A 16,439-nucleotide genomic window follows, 5' to 3' on the forward strand; every position below is an offset into this window, starting at 1 on the left:
AGATAAAGAGAATTCTCAATCCCGCAGCAACTCGTTGATGCTGGTCTTGCTCCGCGTCCGTTCGTCGACCCGCTTGACGATCACCGCGCACGCCAGGCCCGGGCCGTCGTCCTTGCCCGGCAGAACGCCCGGCACCACCACGGAATAAGCCGGCACCCGGCCGTACATCACTTCGCCGCTCGCCCGGTCCACGATCTTGGTCGACGCGCCAAGGAAAACGCCCATCGACAGCACGGCGCCCTGCTCGACCACCACCCCTTCGGCCACTTCAGAACGGGCACCGATGAAGCAGTCGTCCTCGATGATCACTGGCCCGGCCTGCAGCGGCTCGAGCACACCGCCGATGCCGGCGCCGCCCGAGATATGGACGTTGCGACCGATCTGGGCGCAGCTGCCGACCGTCGCCCAGGTATCGACCATCGTGCCCTCGCCGACCCGCGCGCCAATATTGACGAAGCTCGGCATCAGCACAGCGCCCGGAGCGATGAAGCTGCCGCGGCGGACGATCGCACCCGGCACGGCGCGAAAAGCGGCGGCCTTGAACTCGGCCTCGGTCCAGCCGGCGAACTTGCTCGGCACCTTGTCCCACCACTGCGCCGCGCCCGGCCCGCCGCCGATCAGCTCCATCGGATTGAGACGAAAGCTGAGCAGCACGGCCTTCTTCAGCCACTGGTGGACCTGCCACTCGCCATTCACCTTCTCGGCAATTCGCGCCTCGCCCGAATCGAGCAACGCGATGGCCTTGTCGACTGCCGCCCGCACCTCGCCCTTGGTCTCGGTCCCGACGCTGTCCCGGTCGTCCCAGGCGGCGTCGATCACGGATGCAAGCTCGCTCACTTTTCGTCTCCCAATAACTCGTGCAGCCACTCGCCGACGTTGGCGATCGTCAGGTCGATATGGCCAGGATCGGCGTCGTGATTGCCGCGCTCCGACCCATTGTCCACCCACACGGTGATCATTCCCAAAGCTTTGGCCGGCCGCAGGTTCTGCGCCATGTCCTCCACCAGGCAGGCGCTCGAAGGGTCGATCCCATGGGTTTCGCACAGCAGCCGGTAGCCGTGCGGGTCGGGCTTTGGCCGAAGCTGCGACGCATGGATGTCGTGCAGATGTTCGAACTGGTCGTGCGCGCCGATCCGCTCCAGTACGCGCCTGGCGTAAGGCGCATCGCCGTTGGTGAAGACGAATTTGCGCCCCGGCAATCGGCCCAGCCCGCGAACCAGCCGCTCGTCGGGCGCAACCCGGTCCAGCGGGATGTCGTGCACATCGGCCAGAAAATGGTGCGGATCGACCTCGTGCTCGGCCATCAGCCCCGCAAGCGTCGTTCCATGGGCGTGGAAATGCGCTTTCTGCACCCGCCGTGCTTCGTGTGGATCGCAGCCCAGCAACTGCTGGATATAAGCGCCCATGCGCTCGTCGATCAGTCCGAACAGCCCGGTCGACGCGGGATACAGGCAATTGTCCAAATCGAAGATCCAGTCGCTCACCCGGTCGAACGGCTGGGGCAGTGTGGCCGGCATGCCGCGCCCGTAACCTTTTTGTGAGCTTGGGCAAATTGAAAGCTTTTGTTAACCATGGCTTCGTAACAAAAGCTGCAGGAAATCAGCGACTTGTCATCGGGGTGGGTATGAGGAAGATCGGTCTGGCAAGCGGCAGTTGCGCGCTTGCGCTGGCGTTGGGGGCATGCGGCGGCGGCGGTGGTGGTGGAGGAACGTCACGCCCGCAACCGATCTCGACCCCGCCGACGACCAGCACACCCACGCCGACTCCGACGCCGCCGCCGACGACGCCTCCACCCCCCACTTTGACTGGCACGCCCGGGCCGTACAACACCAGCGAATATTTCCGCAGCAACACGGCCGTCGCGGCCAACGCGCTTGCCGCCTACGACAAGGGCTGGAGCGGTCTGGGCGTCAAGGTCGGCGTCATCGATAGCGGTATCAAGCCGTCGCTGCCGGAATTCGCCGGCCGGATCGACATGTCCATCTCGCGCGACGTCGCTGGCAGCCGCGGAATCAGCGACGAGGACGGTCACGGCACAGCGGTGAGCGCTGTTATTGCCGCGAACAAGAACGGTGTGGACATGCACGGCGTGGCCTTCGACGCGACCATCCTGAATTTTCGTGCCGACACTCCTGGCAGCTGCGCGGAAGAGGACGGCTGCAGCTTCGGCGATACGGCGATCGCCGCCGGGGTGCGCGCTGCGGTCGATGGCGGGGCGAAGGTGATCAACCTGTCCCTCGGCGGCGGTGGGCCGGGCCCGGCGGCCATGAGCGCCTTTTCCTATGCGGTGAACAAGGGCGTGATCCTGGTCATTTCGGCCGGCAACGACGGCGACAAGCCGGAAGGCGCCAATCCCGACGCGTTCGCAGCCATTCCGGCTCGCAATTTCTCGACCATGGTCATCATCGCCGGCTCGGTCGGCACTTATATCGCCTCGCCCCAGGGCACCTCCGCGACCGACCAGATCTCCGACTTCTCCAATCGCGCCGGCACCTCGGCCAGCAATTATCTTGCCGCATTGGGCGGAGGAGCGCGCTCGATCAATCTCGACGGCCGGGGCGTGTTCTACGACGGAACCAGCTTTGCGGCGCCGACTATCTCCGGTGCCGTCGCGCTGTTGGCGGAGGCGTTCCCCAACCTCAGCGGCGCGCAGATCGTCGACATCCTGTTCCGAAGCGCCGACGACCTTGGCACCCCCGGGATCGACAGCACTTACGGCCGCGGCCGCCTAAACATCGACCGCGCGTTCCAGCCGATCGGCACCACCACGCTGGCCGGCACGCAGACTGCGATTGCCAATACCACAGGCACCACCCCGCCGCCGGCGGGCGACGCCGGGCAGGGCGGAAAGTCGATCGGGGCCATTGTCCTCGACGGCTATTCGCGCGCCTTCGCAGTCGATCTTGCCCGTTCCATTCGCAGCGCACCGCAGGCGCAGCCGCTTGGCGGCGCGCTGGTCGGCGACTTCCGTACCGCCGGCTCGGCCGCCGGGCCGATCAGCGTTGCCATGACCGTCAGCCAGCGCCGCGACGGCCGCCAGAGCTTTGCCATGCAGGCGACCGATATCGGCCCCGAAGACTTGCGCAAGTCACGCCTCATGGCCGGCTCGATCGTGGCCAAGATCAGCGATCGCACCGCGATGGCGCTGGGCTTCAAGGAAGGGGCCAAGTCCATGTCGCGCCGGCTGGCTGGGGTCAGTGGCGGCAATTTCCTCATCGCCCGCGATGTCGCCGGCGATCATGGCTTCACCGCCAGCCGCGGCAACAGTCTCGCGGTCCGCCACGACTTTGGTGGAACGGGCGTGACCTTCGCCGGCGAAACCGGTGAGATCTGGAACGGCATCCGGCCCCAGAATGCCCGTGGCGACGCGTCCTACCGCTGGACCAGCCTGACCGTCGACCGCCGCCTCGGCGGGACGGCCCTGTCCGCGGGCTTTGGCCGGCTCGAGGAGAAGCGCACGGTGCTGGGCGGGGAACTCGTCTCCGCGCTTGGCGGGGGCAGCGGCGCCAGCAGCAGCTTCGTCGATCTGGAGGCGCGCCGCAGCTTGGGTGGCGGGGTTTCGGCCGCGCTTTCGGCCCGTCAGGGCTGGACCAGCTTTGCCGGCGGCAACTTCCGCAGCGGCGCCTATGCCGTAGAACTCGATAAGGCGGGCGTGTTCGTCGGCGGCGACCGGCTTGGCCTGCGCGTGTCCCAACCGCTCCGTATCGAGCAGGGCGGGCTGAAGCTCCTGCTGCCGACCGCCTACAGCTACGCCACCGAAACGCCGCAGCTCAGCTGGACCGACTACTCGCTCGCCCCGCGCGGCCGCGAGGTCGCGGCGGAATTGAGCTACAGTCGCGGGCTGTGGGACGGCGCCGGCTGGATCGGCGGCAACTTGTTTGCCCGTCGCCAGCCGGGCCACTTCGCGGACGCGCGGGCCGACATCGGCGCTGCCATGCGCTTCACCCTCGGGTTCTAGGAGAGCCGCTTAGGTCTGCAAATCTGCAGAACGGAGACGCAACATCGTTGCTCCCGGTCGGCATCGACATGCTTCATATGGTCGCCCTGATCGAAGACAGGGAGACTTACCGTGACCAAGCTCAGTTCCACTTTCGCGTCGGCGCTGTTCACCGCGGCGGCCGGCCTCGCGGCTCTGACTGTCGCCCTGCCCGTGCCCGCCGTCGCCGCAATGCCCGGTGCGACCGTGTCCGTCAGCGTTGCGACACGCGACCTCGACCTTCGGAGCAGGGACGGCCAGGCCCTGCTACGCCAACGGCTGGCCAATGCCGCTGCCGAGGCATGCGGCGAGGCATCGTCGGCCGACCCGGCCGGCAAGCGGGACGTGCGCCGCTGCCGTGCCGACCTCGTCCGCGCCGGCCAGCAGGAAGCGCTCGCCGGACTGGCCGCGCGGGACCGGCTCGCGGCCCGCTGAACCCGCTGTCCTACGCCGGCCCGACTGGGGTAAGGGCGACCGGATGACCCCTCCAGCGCCTTGCCCCATTCCGCCTCCCGCGACCTCCCGCGGGAGGCGGACCAATGGGGGACGTAGTGTCCATCTTGTCAAAGTTGAACGTGGCCGATGAACGCGGACGTTGGCTTCATCGAGGTCGAGGGCCGGCGAATCGCCACCCGCATCCGTCAGGAATCGGCCCCTGCCACCTTGTTGTTCCTACCTGGCTATGCATCCGACATGGATGGCGCCAAGGCCCTGTCGCTCGACGCCTGGGCGGCCGAGCGCGGAGTCGGGATGGCCCGGTTCGACTATTCCGGCACCGGCCTGTCGCCCGGAGAGTTCACGCACGGAACGCTGGACCGCTGGCTGGCGGAGGCGCTGGCCGTCGCCGACGTCACCGACGGCCCGTTGATTCCGGTCGGATCGTCCATGGGGGGCTGGATCGCGCTGCACCTGGCGTTGCGTCGACCGGATCGCGTTCGCGGCCTGCTCGGTATCGCCGCCGCGCCCGACTTTACTGATTGGGGTTATGACGCGAATGATCGCCGGATCCTGGACAGCGCCCGACACCTTGAACGACCCAACTCCTATGGCGGCGAATCGGAGTTGACTACGCTTGCCTTCTGGCAATCGGGCCAGCGGTTGAAACTGCTGGACGAACAGGTCGCGATCGATTGTCCGGTCCGCTTGATCCACGGCACTGCCGACGAAGAGGTGCCGCTCGACATTGCCGAGCGGTTGCTTGCTCAGCTGCGTTCAGCCGATGTCCAGCTGTGGACGGTCAAGGGCGGCGGGCATCGCCTGTCCGCGCCGCACGAGATCCGCACGATCCTGCGCGCCGCCGCCGACCTTCTGGAGCTTGCCGCATGATCCTCCTCGCCCTTGCTGCCTCGACCGCCCTTGCCGCCGCCCAGCCGTCCTGTGCCAGCGGGCTCGCGGGCGCCCAGTGCCGCGCCGTCGCCGCCAGCAGCGCCAGCCGTTTCGCCGAAGCCGCCGCGGAGTTCGAAACGGTCGCCGCGAACGCCAACGGTCCGGTCAAGGATCGTGCGCTGTCGGCAGCCGGCAACATGTGGCTTGCCGCCGGGCAGCCGGGCAAGGCCGCGCTGGCGCTCGACCGGGCGCTCGCCGGCGCCGGTCTCCAGGCAGAACAGCGCGGCGAAGCGCTGCTCGACCGTGCCCGGGTCGCCGAAGCGCAAGGGGACCTCAAGCTCGCCCGGGCAAAGGCCAAGGAAGCGGAGTCGACCATCGCGAGCGATCCCTTCCTCTGGTACTTCGCATCGGCCCTCGCCTTGCGCGAACTCGATCTCCCTGCAGCCGAGATCGCGGTCAATCGCGGCTTGGCATTGACCCCGAACGAAGCGCTGATGCTGTTCCAGGCCGGCCACGTCGCGCACGCGAAAGGCGAAGAGGCCAAGGCTCGCGATTACTGGACACGAGCTTCCGTGGCCGAGCCCAACAGCCCGACCGGCAAGGCCGCCAAGCAAGCGTTGGGCTTGCTTGCCGCCCCGCGCCTGCCCAAGTGAGGCGGCATGAAGTTCCTCCACACCATGATCCGGGTGACCGACCCGGAAGCCACCGTCCGTTTCTTCAACCTGCTCGGCCTCGAAGAGCGTCGCCGAATGGACAATGAGGCGGGCCGTTTCACCCTGATCTTCCTCGGTGTGCCGGGCGACGAGGGCGGGGAGGTCGAACTGACCTACAATTGGGACCCTGAAGACTATCGCGGAGGCCGCAACTTCGGCCATCTCGCCTATCAGGTGGACGATATCTATCAGACCTGCCGGCGCCTGTCGGACGCCGGCGTCACCATCAATCGGCCGCCGCGCGACGGTCGCATGGCATTCGTCCGCACCCCCGACAACATCTCGATCGAGCTCCTGCAGAAGGGGGGTGCCCAGGCGCCCGCCGAGCCCTGGGCATCCATGCCCAACACGGGCGAATGGTGATGGAGATCGTCGCCGTCTCGGCGTTGTCGGACAATTACATCTGGCTGCTTCACGACGGCGACACGGGCCACACCGCGGTGGTCGATCCGGGTGACGGGGAGGCGGCGCTGGCGGGCGTCGCCGAGCGCGGCTGGACCATCGGGCAGGTCCTGATCACCCATTGGCATCCCGATCATACCGCCGGCATTCCTCGCGTCGTCGCCGCCACCGGCGCACGGGTCTGGGGGCCGGAAGCGGAGCGGGGCAAGTTCGCCGGCCTCGATCATGGGCTTCGTGAAGGCGACCGGGTCGAGATCGGCAGCGCCAGCGCCGAGATCTGGGAGGTGCCCGGCCACACGCTCGGCCACATCGCCTTCATCCTGCCCGATCACAAGGCCGCACTGGTGGGCGATACCCTGTTCGCCATGGGCTGTGGCCGCCTGTTCGAGGGCACGCCGCAACAAATGCATCAGTCGCTCCGACGGCTGGCCGCCTTGCCCGGCGACACTCGCGTCTATCCGGCGCACGAGTACACCCTCTCCAACGCGCGCTTCGCGGCGTATGTCGAGCCGGCCAGCGAAGCGATCCGGGCGCGGTTCACCGAGACCGAGGCGCTCCGTTCGGAAGGCCGGATCACGCTGCCGACGACCATTGCCCAGGAACGCGCGACCAACCCGTTCCTCCGGGCGAAGTCGGTCGATGAGTTCCGCGCGCTGCGGGAGGGTAAGGACAGCTTCCGTTAAGACGGAGCGGAGCAACTCCTTTGTGCGTTGTAGCGTAACGACTTTCGAAAATCCGGAGTGACGCCATGCGCCTTCCTCTCATCCTCTGCTCCGCGCTCGCCGCCGCCGCCTGTGCGGCCACGCCTCAACAACAGGTGCGCAGTCCACAAGCCCAGCAGGAACTCGACCGGTATCTGACTGGCCGCGTCGCGGGCACTCCGCAAAGTTGCCTGCCGACCTTCCGTAGCCAGGACATGATCGTGATCGACGACAACACGGTCCTGTTCCGCGACGGCAATCGCTACTGGCGGACGGAAATGCTCGGCGGTTGCCCGGGACTTGGGCGGCCTGGGACGGCGCTGGTCACGCGTCAGTTCGGCTCGGGGGGCTTGTGCCGGGGCGAGATCGCCCAGGTCTTCGACACCGGCTCCCGCTTCACGGTCGGGTCGTGCAGCTTCGGCGAGTTCGTGCCTTACAGCCTGCCGCGCCGCGGCTGATCAGGCCCCTTTGCCGTAAAGCGCGTCCAGCCGCTCGCCGTAGCGGGCGCGGATCACGTGCCGCCTGATCTTCATGGACGGGGTCAGCATTTCGTTGTCGACGGTGAAGGCATCGTCGGCGATCGCGAACCGCCGGACCTTCTCGATCACGGACAGGTCGGCGTTCACCCGGTCGACCGCCTTGCCCAAGGCCGCCCGGATCGCCGCCCGATCACCCTTCATTTGGGTGACCAGCTCCGCTTCGGGCACCAGCAGCCCGACCAGGTGCGGTCGCCGGTCGCCGACCACCATTGCCTGCGCAATTTCCGGCTGCAGTGTCAGCATGCCTTCGACCCGCTGGGGAGACACATTGTCGCCCTTGTCGTTGACGATCAGGTCCTTCTTGCGGTCGGTGATCCGAATCCGGCCCTTGTCGTCGAAATGGCCGACATCTCCGGTATGCAGCCAGCCGTCCTTCAGGACCCGGGCGGTCTCTTCCTCGTTCTTCCAGTAACCGTGCATCACCAGTTCGCCGCGGACCAGCAACTCCCCGTCATCGGCAAAGCGGACCTCGGTATTGAGCAACGGCGGCCCGACGGTGTCGAGCCGCACTCCCGCCCTTGGCCGGTTGCAACTGATGACCGGTCCCGCTTCCGTCTGGCCATAGCCCTGCAGCATGGTGAGCCCGAGCGAAAGAAAGAATACGCCGACCTCCGGGTTCAACGGCGCTCCGCCCGATACCATCGCCTTGATCCGTCCGCCGAATCGCGCCGCGACCTTCTTGCGGACGGTCATGCCCAGAAGCAGATCCATCGGCTTGTCGGCCATGCTGATCGAACCTTTCTCGTACCGCTCCGCGCCGATCTCCAGGGCGCGGCTGAGCAGCTTCTTCGACAGGCCTCCCGACTTCTCGATCGTCTTCAGCATGCGCTGGCGGAGCATCTCGAACAGTCGCGGCACCACCACCATAATGGTCGGCCGCACTTCCTCGATGTTGGCCGCGAGCTTTTCCAGGCTTTCGGCGAAATAGATCTGCGCGCCAAGGCCGATCGGGAACATCTGCCCACCGCTATGTTCATAAGCGTGGCTGGCGGGCAGGAACGACAGGAAGACCTCGTCGTCCCAGCCAAAATCATTGGCGATGACGTCGGTGCAGGCCGCGACATTGTGCAGGATGGCCCCATGATGCTGGCAAACACCGCGCGGCGCGCCGCCGGTGCCACTCGTGTAGATGAGGCAGGCCAGCTCCTCCCGGCCAATGCCGCTGATCCGCGCCTTGAGCGCATCGAGGTCGCCGCCCCCCTTGATGAGTTCGTCCCAGTGATGGAAATTGGCGCCCTCCAATCCTTGCCCGGTGCGAATATCCTCCATTCCGATGACGTCGTGGCAGTCTGACGAGAACAGCACGGCGGGGACCAGGGTTCTGGCCAGCTTCTGGCTGGACACGATCACCGCCCGTGCTCCGCTGTTGCCCAGGATATGGGTGTGATCGCGGGTGGTGTTGGTGGTGTAGGTGGGGACGGTGACGCAGCCCGCGCCCATGATGGCGAGGTCCGCGATCAGCCACTCCGGGCGATTTTCGGAAACCAGCATCACCCGGTCCCCAGGCTTGAGCCCCAGTTTCAGCAGGCTTGCCGACAAAGCCGCCACCTGGCGCGCCGCTTCGTTATAGCTGATCGAGCGCCACTGGCCGTCCCGCTTCGCCCACAGGAACGGCTTGTCGCCACGCTCCGCCACCCGCGCCAGGAACATGGCAACCAGATTTGGGAAATGCTCCAATTGTGTGCGCTTGCTCATTCGCTGACCGCTGCCCCCTCGCTGCGAGGATCGGCTGCGCCCACCCAGCGCCCGTTCACCCGTTCGATTGCATTCGCCTTGAAGCTGGCTTCCCGCAATTGGACCTTGTGGCCGTAGCTGCGCAGCGCCGGCGCCATGGCCTCCAACGCGCTGCCCCGCTCCAGAAACACGGTGTCGCCCGGCGCATAGAGTACCGGCGCCGCCAGCGCCTGCTGTGCACTCATCCCCCAGTCCACCACGCCGATAATCGCCTTTGCAACCTGGGCGATGATCGTCGGCCCACCCGCCGCGCCCACTGCCAGCCGTACCCGCCCGTTCGGACCATAGACGATGGTCGGCGCCATCGAACTGCGCGGCCGTTTGCCGGCCTGCACCCGATTGGCGACCCAGTCATTGTCGACCGTCGGCACCAGGCTGAAGTCGGTCAGCTCATTGTTGAGGTAATAGCCGTTGACCATCAAACCCGACCCGAAGGCGCTTTCGATGGTGGAGGTCAGCGACGCCACCTCGCCCCAGCGGTCGACCGCGACGAAATGGGAGGTGGAGATGATCTCCGGGGTCAGGCCTGCCGCCATCTGCCTCGCGCCAGGGGGAACCCCCGCCTCGACCTTGGCGAGCGCTCGGCCAGGCTGAATCAACGCCGACCGTGCTTGCAGATAGGCCGGGTCGAACAGCCCAGCGGTCGGCACCGCCACAAAGTCCGGATCGGCGACATATCGATCACGATCCGCGAAGGCGAGGCGCATCGAGTCTGCGATCAGGTGCCAGCTTTGCGGGTTTTGGGGGCCCAAGTCGCCCAGGCGAAAGCGCTCCAGCTGCTTCAGGATCGCGAAAACGGTGCTGCCACCCGACGAGGGCGGCCCCATGCCGCAGATGCGATACTCACGATATCTGCCGCAGACCGGTGGCCGCTCCTTGGCGCGATAGCTCGCCAAATCGGCGGCGGTCATCGGCGCCGGGTTGGTCGGCGCATTGCGGACTGCGGAGGCAATCGCTGCTGCGTTCTGCCCGGCGTAGAAATGGTCGGGTCCGCGCCGCGCCACCTGTTCCAGAAAGATCGCCAGCTCGGGATTGCGAACCAGGCTGCCGACCGGCTTCGGCGAGCCATCGGCTTGGTAGAAGAGCGCACGGCCGGCAGGGGTCAGCGCGGCGGTGGTCTTGCTCCGCTCAAGCGACGCAAACAGTCGCGGCGTGATCCGGAACCCATCGCGGGCCAACCGGATGGCCGGACCGAACAGCCGCGCCCATGCGAGCCGCCCCTGATCCTGGTGGGCGTCGGCCATCATTCGCACATTGCCCGGAACGCCTGTGCTTCGGCCGCCGGGTATCACGGCCGGAAAGCTCAGCGGCTTGCCGTCGACAAAGAACCAGGTCTCGCTGGCGGCAGCGGGCGCGGTTTCGCGACCGTCGTAGGTCGTCGGATCGGGCCCTCCATCGTCATAGACCAGGAACCCGCCGCCCCCGATCCCGCTCGATTGCGGTTCGACCACCGTCAACGCCAGCAAGGTCGCCAGCGCCGCATCCGCCGCGCTGCCCCCTTGCCGAAGCATTTCCGCGCCGGCTGCGGCGGCACGAGGATCGGCCGCAGAAACCATGCCGGGAACGGTCGACGCCAATCGCGGCGGATTGGTCGCGGGGGTGGAAACGCAGCCGGAGAGCACGAGGCTGGCGGCTAGCAATGGCAGGAAACGGGCACGCATCGCGCCGGGCTACTCCGTCCCCACCGCCTCGGCAATGCTGGCATAAGGCGAGTGCGCCAGCTTGTCGGCCAGTCCCCGTGCGATCCGTAGGGCGATGCCCGGACCTGCGTAGACCATCGCACTGTACAGCTGGACCAGGCTTGCTCCCGCCCGGATCCGCTCCCACGCGTCATCGGCGGTGGCAATCCCCCCGACGCCGATCAGGGGCAGCGCGCCGCCAGTCTCGGACCGGAACCGCCGCAGGGCATCGAGCGCCAATGACTTCAAGGGAGCGCCCGACAGCCCGCCACTCTCGCCGGCATGGCGCGATCGCAGCACGGGCCGGGAAACGGTCGTATTGCTCACGATCAAGGCGTCGACCCCATGATCCACCGCCGCCCGCACGATCTGCCGTGGCTCCCCCTCGCCCAGATCGGGCGCGACCTTCAGAAACACCGGCGGACCGCCCAGCGGCCGTGCCCCCCGCGTCGCGGACAAGAGTTCGCGCAGCGCGCCTTCATCCTGCAGCGCTCGCAGCCCCGGCGTGTTGGGCGAACTGATATTGATCGTCAGGTAGTCGGCGTGCGGGGCCATGGTCCGAACGCCCGCGACATAATCCGCGATGCGATCCGGCGAATCCTTGTTGGCGCCGATGTTGACCCCGACGATCCCCTTGCTCCGCTTGCGACGCGACAGTCGACTCAATGCGTCTGCCTGCCCGCGGCTGTTGAAGCCGAAGCGGTTGATCACCGCCCGGTCCTCAACCAGCCGGAACAGTCGTGGTTTCGGGTTGCCGGGCTGCGGCCGCGGCGTGATCGTGCCGACCTCCACCGAGCCGAAGCCTAGCGCCAGCATCGCGTCGAACACCTCGGCATCCTTGTCGAAGCCCGCTGCAAGTCCGACCGGCGATGGAAAGCGCAAGCCGGCCACCTCGCTCTCCAGGGACGCCGGGAACGCGGTCGTGAACCGTGTCGGCAGGCTTCGGAGCCCTGCGATTGTCAGGGCATGGGCCCGCTCAGCGTCCAGCCGGAACATGATCGGGCGGAAAAGTGAGTAAAAAACCAAGCGCGCTTCCGGTCGTTTGTCGAAACTTTCGTCAGGCCGGACTTGATCCGGCCCCGGCCTTCCCCTTGAAAGAAGCCAACGCTGAATGAAAGGCCGCTCCTTGAAGCATATCCTCCTGCTCGCTTCCACCGCCCTGCTCGCCGCCTGCGCGACGACCCAGCCGAATACTCTGGTCGCGCCGCCCCCGGCTGCGGACGCTGCTCCGGCGGCCACGACCCCCACGCCCGTCCCGGCCAAGAATGCGGAGCTTGCCGCCTTCTTCGACGAATATGACAAGGCCGAACTCGACTTGTCGCCGCTGTCGAAAGCCTATCGCGGCATCAAGGATGCGGACTACGGCAAGTGGGACGAATTGACCGACGCCGCGGCCGAGGCCAACCGCGCCCTCGATCAGCGCTACGCCGCCGAGTTGCAGCGCCGCTTCCAGCGCGCCACGCTGAGCCCGGAAGACCAGCTGAGCTACGACCTCTTCCTCTACCGCATCGCCCGCTCGGACTCGCTCTGGCCGTACCGCAAGAACGGCCTGGTGTTCGATCAGATGAACGGCGCGCAGAGCGACGGGCCGGCGTTCCTGATCAACATCCACAAGGTCGACAACGTCTCGGACGCGGAGGCCTATGTCTCCCGCATCAGCGCCATCGCCCGCTATCTCGACCAGGCCGTTGCCGAAGCCAAGGCCCGGGAGGCGATGGGCGTGCTCGCCCCGCGCTGGGTCTATCCCTACGTCATCGCCGACAGCCGCAACATCATTCGGGGCGCTCCGTTTGACGGCGGTAAGGACAATGACCTGTGGGCTGACTTCAAGACCAAGGTCGGCAAGCTTCAGACGGACCAGGCCACCAAGGACCGGCTGCTGGCCTCCGCCCGCACGGCGATGGTCCGCGACCTCAAGCCCGCCTACCAGCGCGTCATCACCGCGATGCAGGCGCAGCAGGCCAAGGCCGGTCGCGACGACGGCATCTGGCGCTTCGCCAACGGCGCCGAGCAATATCGCGCGCTGACGAAGTTCTACACGACCACCGACCTGACCCCCGACGAGATCCACCAGCTGGGCCTCGACCAGGTCGCGCGCATCCATGGCGAGATGACCGCCATCAAGGACAAGGTCGGTTTCACCGGCTCGCTGCAGGACTTCTTCGAGCACATGCGGACCTCGAAGCAGTTCTACTACCCGAACACCGCGGCGGGTAAGCAGATGTACCTCGATGCATCGCTGAAGGCGCAGCAGCAGGTGGCCGCCGCCCTGCCGCGCTTCTTCGGCCGGCTCCCCAAGACCGAACTTCAGATCAAGGCCGTCGAGCCGTTCCGCGAGAAGAGCGCAGGCAAGGCCTTTTACAACGATCCGCCGCCCGACGGCTCGCGTCCCGGCATCTACTACGTCAACCTCTACAACATGAACGACATGCCTTCGACCGAGGTCGAGGCGCTCTACTGTCACGAAGGCCTGCCCGGCCACCACCTGCAAGGGGCGCTGCTGTCCGAGCTTGGCGAAGGCGAGGTTCCGCCCTTCCGCCAGTTCAGCGGCTATACCGCGACCGACGAGGGCTGGGGCCTTTACGCCGAAAAGCTGTGCACGGAGATGGGCCTCTACCAGGACCCCTACCGCGACTTCGGCCGCCTTCAGCTGGAGCTTCACCGCGCCATCAGGCTGGTGGTGGACTCAGGCCTCCATCACAAGCGCTGGACCCGCGAACAGGCGATCAAGTACGTCGAGGACAATAGCGCGGACGCGAAGGGCGGCATCGTCAAGGCGATCGAGCGCTACATCGTCTATCCCGGTCAGGCGACCGCCTATATGATCGGCAAGCTGAAGATCGAGGAACTGCGCGCCAAGGCCAAGACCGAGCTTGGCGCCAGGTACGACGACCGGCAGTTCCACGACACCATCCTGCTGTCCGGCTCCATGCCGCTCGACATGCTGGAAAAGCGCGTGGACGACTGGATCGCGCGGACGAAAGCTTGATCTGACGTCGTCATCCCGGCCTTGAGCCGGGATCCGCCTTTCTCTTTATCAGGCAAAAGGAAGGCAGACCCCGGATCAAGTCCGGGGTGACGGTTGTTTTTGCGCGGCCCTTGCCCTAAATCGGACGGGAAAGCTCCGATTAGATGCGCCTGACCCATCTCGCCGATTATGCGGTCGTGATCATGACCGCTGCCGCCCGTGCTCCCACGGGCGCCCGGCTGAGTGCGTCGGTCCTGGCGGAAGAGACCGGAGTGCCGCTTCCCACCGCCCAGAAGCTGATGGGCAAGCTCGCCTCCGCTGGCCTGCTCAACAGCATTCGTGGCGCGGGCGGCGGCTTCGTGCTGGCGCGCCTATCGGCCGACATCAGCCTGGCCGACATGGTGGAAGCCGTCGAAGGCCCAATCGCCATGACCCAGTGCAGCGGGTCAGACGAGGAAAGCGATTGCGCGCTGGACGCCATGTGCCGGGTCAAGCCGCACATGAGCATCGTCAGCAAGGCTGTTCGCGGGGCGCTGGCCGCGGTGACACTCGAACAACTGGCGCGTGAGCGTCATCTGGAAGTCGCATGAACCAAGAAACGACCCTCAAGAACCGCGAAGCGCACGAGGCGGCGAAGAAGCTTGCCACCTATGAGTGGGGCTTCACCAGCGACATCGAGTCCGACTTCGCGCCCAAGGGGCTGACGGAGGACACCGTCCGCTTCATCAGCGCCAAGAAGGGTGAGCCGGAGTGGCTGCTCGAATGGCGGTTGAAGGGCTATCGCGCCTGGCTGGAGATGGAGGAGGTCGACTGGGCCAAGCTCGACATCCCCAAGATCGATTACCAGGACGCCTTCTACTACGCCGAGCCCAAGAAGCGCCCGACCATCGCCTCGCTGGACGAGCTCGATCCGGAAATTCGCCGCACTTACGAAAAGCTCGGCATCCCGATCGAGGAGCAGAAGGTGCTCGCCGGCGTCGAGGGCGCGCGCAAGGTCGCGGTGGACGCGGTGTTCGACAGCGTCTCCGTCGCCACCACCTTCCGTGAGGAGCTCAACAAGGCCGGCGTTATTTTCCGCTCGATCAGCGAGGCGGTGAAGGAATTTCCCGACCTCGTCCGCCAGTATCTCGGCAGCGTCGTGCCGCAGCGCGACAATTACTTCGCCTGCCTCAACAGCGCGGTCTTTTCCGACGGTACCTTCGTCTACATCCCCGAAGGCGTCCGCTGCCCGATGGAGCTGTCGACCTATTTCCGCATCAATGCGGAGAACACCGGCCAGTTCGAGCGTACGCTGATCGTCGCCGACAAGGGCAGCTACGTCAGCTACCTGGAAGGCTGCACCGCGCCGATGCGCGACGAGAACCAGCTTCACGCCGCGGTGGTCGAGATCTTCGCCCACGAGGATGCAGAGGTGAAATACTCCACCGTCCAGAACTGGTATCCGGGCGATGCGGAAGGGCGCGGCGGCATCTTCAACTTCGTCACCAAGCGCGCGATGTGTGCCGGCGCGCGGAGCAAGGTCAGCTGGACCCAGGTCGAAACCGGCAGCGCGATCACCTGGAAGTACCCTAGCTGCATCCTCAAGGGCGAAGGCAGCGTCGGCGAGTTCTACTCCGTCGCGCTGACCAACAACCGGCAGCAGGCCGACACCGGCACCAAGATGGTGCATATCGGCGCCAACACTCGCTCGACCATCGTGTCCAAGGGCATCAGCGCCGGACGCTCCGACAACACCTATCGCGGGCTGGTGAAGGTGCTCCCCGGCGCGGAGAACGTCCGCAATTTCACCCAGTGCGACAGCCTGCTGCTGGGTGACCAGTGCGGCGCGCACACCGTGCCCTACATCGAGGTCAAGAACCCGACCGCGACCATCGAGCATGAAGCGACCATGTCCAAGATCAGCGAGGACCAGCTGTTCTACGCCATGGCCCGCGGCCTCGATCAGGAAGCTGCGGTGGCGCTGATCGTCAACGGCTTCGCCCGCGAGGTGTTGAAGCAGCTGCCGATGGAATTCGCGGTCGAAGCGCAGAAGCTGTTGGGGATCAGCCTTGAGGGGAGCGTGGGGTGATGATGCTAGTTTTGGCTGCCCAAGTCCTCGCAGGGGGGACACCTCAGCAGGTCGCTGTGCTGGACTATCAGAAGTGTCTCGCTCCTATTGTGCAGGCCAATGAAGCCGCTGGCGAGAAGAAGTACCAGCCACTCGAGGTCATTCTTGAGCGGATCAAAACGCAGTGCTCGCACGAACGGGATGGTGCTCGTGACGCAATCGCTGACGTCATCTCGACGAACCACCCTGACCATCCCGTGCCGAGCGCCACAGAGAAAGAACAGCTGATTCACAGCGCGACAATCCGCTGGGCCAGCAACGTGGTGGCGCGAATGGTCGCTGAAGAGAAGTAAC

Annotated in this window: 16 protein-coding genes; 11 read left to right on the forward strand and 5 right to left on the reverse strand. The window is 66.2% G+C overall.

Annotation, left to right across the window (positions count from 1 at the left end; all coding sequences use genetic code 11):
* Window positions 1-15: 15 nt before the first annotated feature.
* Together dapD and AC4GYS_RS04125 are read right to left on the reverse strand one after the other, a co-directional pair.
* Complete coding sequence (gene dapD, locus AC4GYS_RS04120; protein ID WP_491107834.1) at window positions 16-837, reverse strand: 2,3,4,5-tetrahydropyridine-2,6-dicarboxylate N-succinyltransferase; 822 nt, start codon at window positions 835-837, stop codon at window positions 16-18.
* On the reverse strand, window positions 834-1,517 hold the full coding sequence (locus AC4GYS_RS04125; RefSeq protein ID WP_491107835.1) for a pyrimidine 5'-nucleotidase: 684 nt from the start codon (window positions 1,515-1,517) through the stop codon (window positions 834-836). The genes dapD and AC4GYS_RS04125 overlap by 4 nt, the downstream gene beginning before the upstream one ends.
* 107 nt (window positions 1,518-1,624) lie before the next feature.
* On the opposite strand from AC4GYS_RS04125, the gene AC4GYS_RS04130 reads away from it, so the two are divergent.
* The 7 genes from AC4GYS_RS04130 to AC4GYS_RS04160 all read left to right on the forward strand — a co-directional run bounded on the left by AC4GYS_RS04130 (window position 1,625) and on the right by AC4GYS_RS04160 (window position 7,576).
* Window positions 1,625-3,958 carry a S8 family peptidase gene (locus AC4GYS_RS04130; RefSeq protein WP_491107836.1) on the forward strand — a complete coding sequence of 778 codons (2,334 nt, stop codon included), beginning with the start codon at window positions 1,625-1,627 and terminating at the stop codon, window positions 3,956-3,958.
* A 111-nt stretch (window positions 3,959-4,069) separates the two neighbouring features.
* Window positions 4,070-4,411 (forward strand): UrcA family protein, encoded by a 342-nt coding sequence (locus tag AC4GYS_RS04135; RefSeq protein WP_491107837.1) that lies wholly within the window; start codon window positions 4,070-4,072, stop codon window positions 4,409-4,411.
* 147 nt (window positions 4,412-4,558) lie between these two features.
* Complete coding sequence (locus AC4GYS_RS04140; RefSeq protein ID WP_491107838.1) at window positions 4,559-5,302, forward strand: alpha/beta fold hydrolase; 744 nt, start codon at window positions 4,559-4,561, stop codon at window positions 5,300-5,302.
* A complete protein-coding gene (locus AC4GYS_RS04145) occupies window positions 5,299-5,955 on the forward strand; it encodes a tetratricopeptide repeat protein (protein ID WP_491107839.1) in 657 nt (218 codons plus the stop codon). The genes AC4GYS_RS04140 and AC4GYS_RS04145 overlap by 4 nt, the downstream gene beginning before the upstream one ends.
* 6 nt (window positions 5,956-5,961) lie before the next feature.
* Window positions 5,962-6,378: a VOC family protein gene (locus AC4GYS_RS04150; RefSeq protein WP_491107840.1), complete on the forward strand. Its 417-nt coding sequence runs from the start codon at window positions 5,962-5,964 to the stop codon at window positions 6,376-6,378.
* Window positions 6,378-7,100: a hydroxyacylglutathione hydrolase gene (gene gloB, locus AC4GYS_RS04155; protein WP_491107841.1), complete on the forward strand. Its 723-nt coding sequence runs from the start codon at window positions 6,378-6,380 to the stop codon at window positions 7,098-7,100. Before AC4GYS_RS04150 ends, gloB begins: the two co-directional genes overlap by 1 nt.
* Before the next feature lie 65 nt (window positions 7,101-7,165).
* The gene (locus AC4GYS_RS04160) at window positions 7,166-7,576 is read left to right on the forward strand and encodes a hypothetical protein (protein WP_491107842.1); all 411 of its coding nucleotides are present in this window, start codon (window positions 7,166-7,168) and stop codon (window positions 7,574-7,576) included.
* On the opposite strand, the gene AC4GYS_RS04165 is transcribed toward AC4GYS_RS04160, so the two are convergent.
* The 3 genes from AC4GYS_RS04165 to AC4GYS_RS04175 are packed head-to-tail and all read right to left on the reverse strand — an operon-like array spanning window position 7,577 to window position 12,096.
* Window positions 7,577-9,352, reverse strand: a complete 1,776-nt coding sequence (locus AC4GYS_RS04165) for an AMP-dependent synthetase/ligase (protein WP_491107843.1) — start codon at window positions 9,350-9,352, stop codon at window positions 7,577-7,579.
* The gene (gene ggt, locus AC4GYS_RS04170) at window positions 9,349-11,052 is read right to left on the reverse strand and encodes a gamma-glutamyltransferase (RefSeq protein WP_491107844.1); all 1,704 of its coding nucleotides are present in this window, start codon (window positions 11,050-11,052) and stop codon (window positions 9,349-9,351) included. Before ggt ends, AC4GYS_RS04165 begins: the two co-directional genes overlap by 4 nt.
* A 9-nt stretch (window positions 11,053-11,061) precedes the next feature.
* Window positions 11,062-12,096, reverse strand: a complete 1,035-nt coding sequence (locus tag AC4GYS_RS04175) for a quinone-dependent dihydroorotate dehydrogenase (protein WP_491107845.1) — start codon at window positions 12,094-12,096, stop codon at window positions 11,062-11,064.
* Between the two features lie 100 nt (window positions 12,097-12,196).
* On the opposite strand from AC4GYS_RS04175, the gene AC4GYS_RS04180 reads away from it, so the two are divergent.
* The 4 genes from AC4GYS_RS04180 to AC4GYS_RS04195 all read left to right on the forward strand — a co-directional run bounded on the left by AC4GYS_RS04180 (window position 12,197) and on the right by AC4GYS_RS04195 (window position 16,438).
* Window positions 12,197-14,059, forward strand: a complete 1,863-nt coding sequence (locus AC4GYS_RS04180; RefSeq protein ID WP_491107846.1) for a DUF885 domain-containing protein — start codon at window positions 12,197-12,199, stop codon at window positions 14,057-14,059.
* Between the two features lie 143 nt (window positions 14,060-14,202).
* A complete protein-coding gene (locus AC4GYS_RS04185) occupies window positions 14,203-14,628 on the forward strand; it encodes an SUF system Fe-S cluster assembly regulator (protein ID WP_491107847.1) in 426 nt (141 codons plus the stop codon).
* On the forward strand, window positions 14,625-16,106 hold the full coding sequence (gene sufB, locus AC4GYS_RS04190) for a Fe-S cluster assembly protein SufB (RefSeq protein WP_491107848.1): 1,482 nt from the start codon (window positions 14,625-14,627) through the stop codon (window positions 16,104-16,106). Before AC4GYS_RS04185 ends, sufB begins: the two co-directional genes overlap by 4 nt.
* Window positions 16,106-16,438, forward strand: a complete 333-nt coding sequence (locus AC4GYS_RS04195; RefSeq protein ID WP_491107849.1) for a hypothetical protein — start codon at window positions 16,106-16,108, stop codon at window positions 16,436-16,438. Before sufB ends, AC4GYS_RS04195 begins: the two co-directional genes overlap by 1 nt.
* Window position 16,439 lies beyond the last annotated feature (1 nt).

It is taken from the genome of Sphingomonas sp. SP1 (assembly GCF_058313395.1).

Coding starts and splice junctions, on each gene's coding strand:
- AC4GYS_RS04130 (WP_491107836.1), top strand. CDS start 1,625: ATGAGGAAGATCGGTCTGGCAAGCGGCAGTTGCGCGCTTGCGCTGGCG.
- AC4GYS_RS04150 (WP_491107840.1), top strand. CDS start 5,962: ATGAAGTTCCTCCACACCATGATCCGGGTGACCGACCCGGAAGCCACC.
- AC4GYS_RS04160 (WP_491107842.1), top strand. CDS start 7,166: ATGCGCCTTCCTCTCATCCTCTGCTCCGCGCTCGCCGCCGCCGCCTGT.
- AC4GYS_RS04140 (WP_491107838.1), top strand. CDS start 4,559: ATGAACGCGGACGTTGGCTTCATCGAGGTCGAGGGCCGGCGAATCGCC.
- AC4GYS_RS04125 (WP_491107835.1), bottom strand. CDS start 1,517: ATGCCGGCCACACTGCCCCAGCCGTTCGACCGGGTGAGCGACTGGATC.
- AC4GYS_RS04185 (WP_491107847.1), top strand. CDS start 14,203: ATGCGCCTGACCCATCTCGCCGATTATGCGGTCGTGATCATGACCGCT.
- sufB (WP_491107848.1), top strand. CDS start 14,625: ATGAACCAAGAAACGACCCTCAAGAACCGCGAAGCGCACGAGGCGGCG.
- AC4GYS_RS04165 (WP_491107843.1), bottom strand. CDS start 9,352: ATGAGCAAGCGCACACAATTGGAGCATTTCCCAAATCTGGTTGCCATG.
- ggt (WP_491107844.1), bottom strand. CDS start 11,052: ATGCGTGCCCGTTTCCTGCCATTGCTAGCCGCCAGCCTCGTGCTCTCC.
- AC4GYS_RS04195 (WP_491107849.1), top strand. CDS start 16,106: ATGATGCTAGTTTTGGCTGCCCAAGTCCTCGCAGGGGGGACACCTCAG.
- gloB (WP_491107841.1), top strand. CDS start 6,378: ATGGAGATCGTCGCCGTCTCGGCGTTGTCGGACAATTACATCTGGCTG.
- AC4GYS_RS04145 (WP_491107839.1), top strand. CDS start 5,299: ATGATCCTCCTCGCCCTTGCTGCCTCGACCGCCCTTGCCGCCGCCCAG.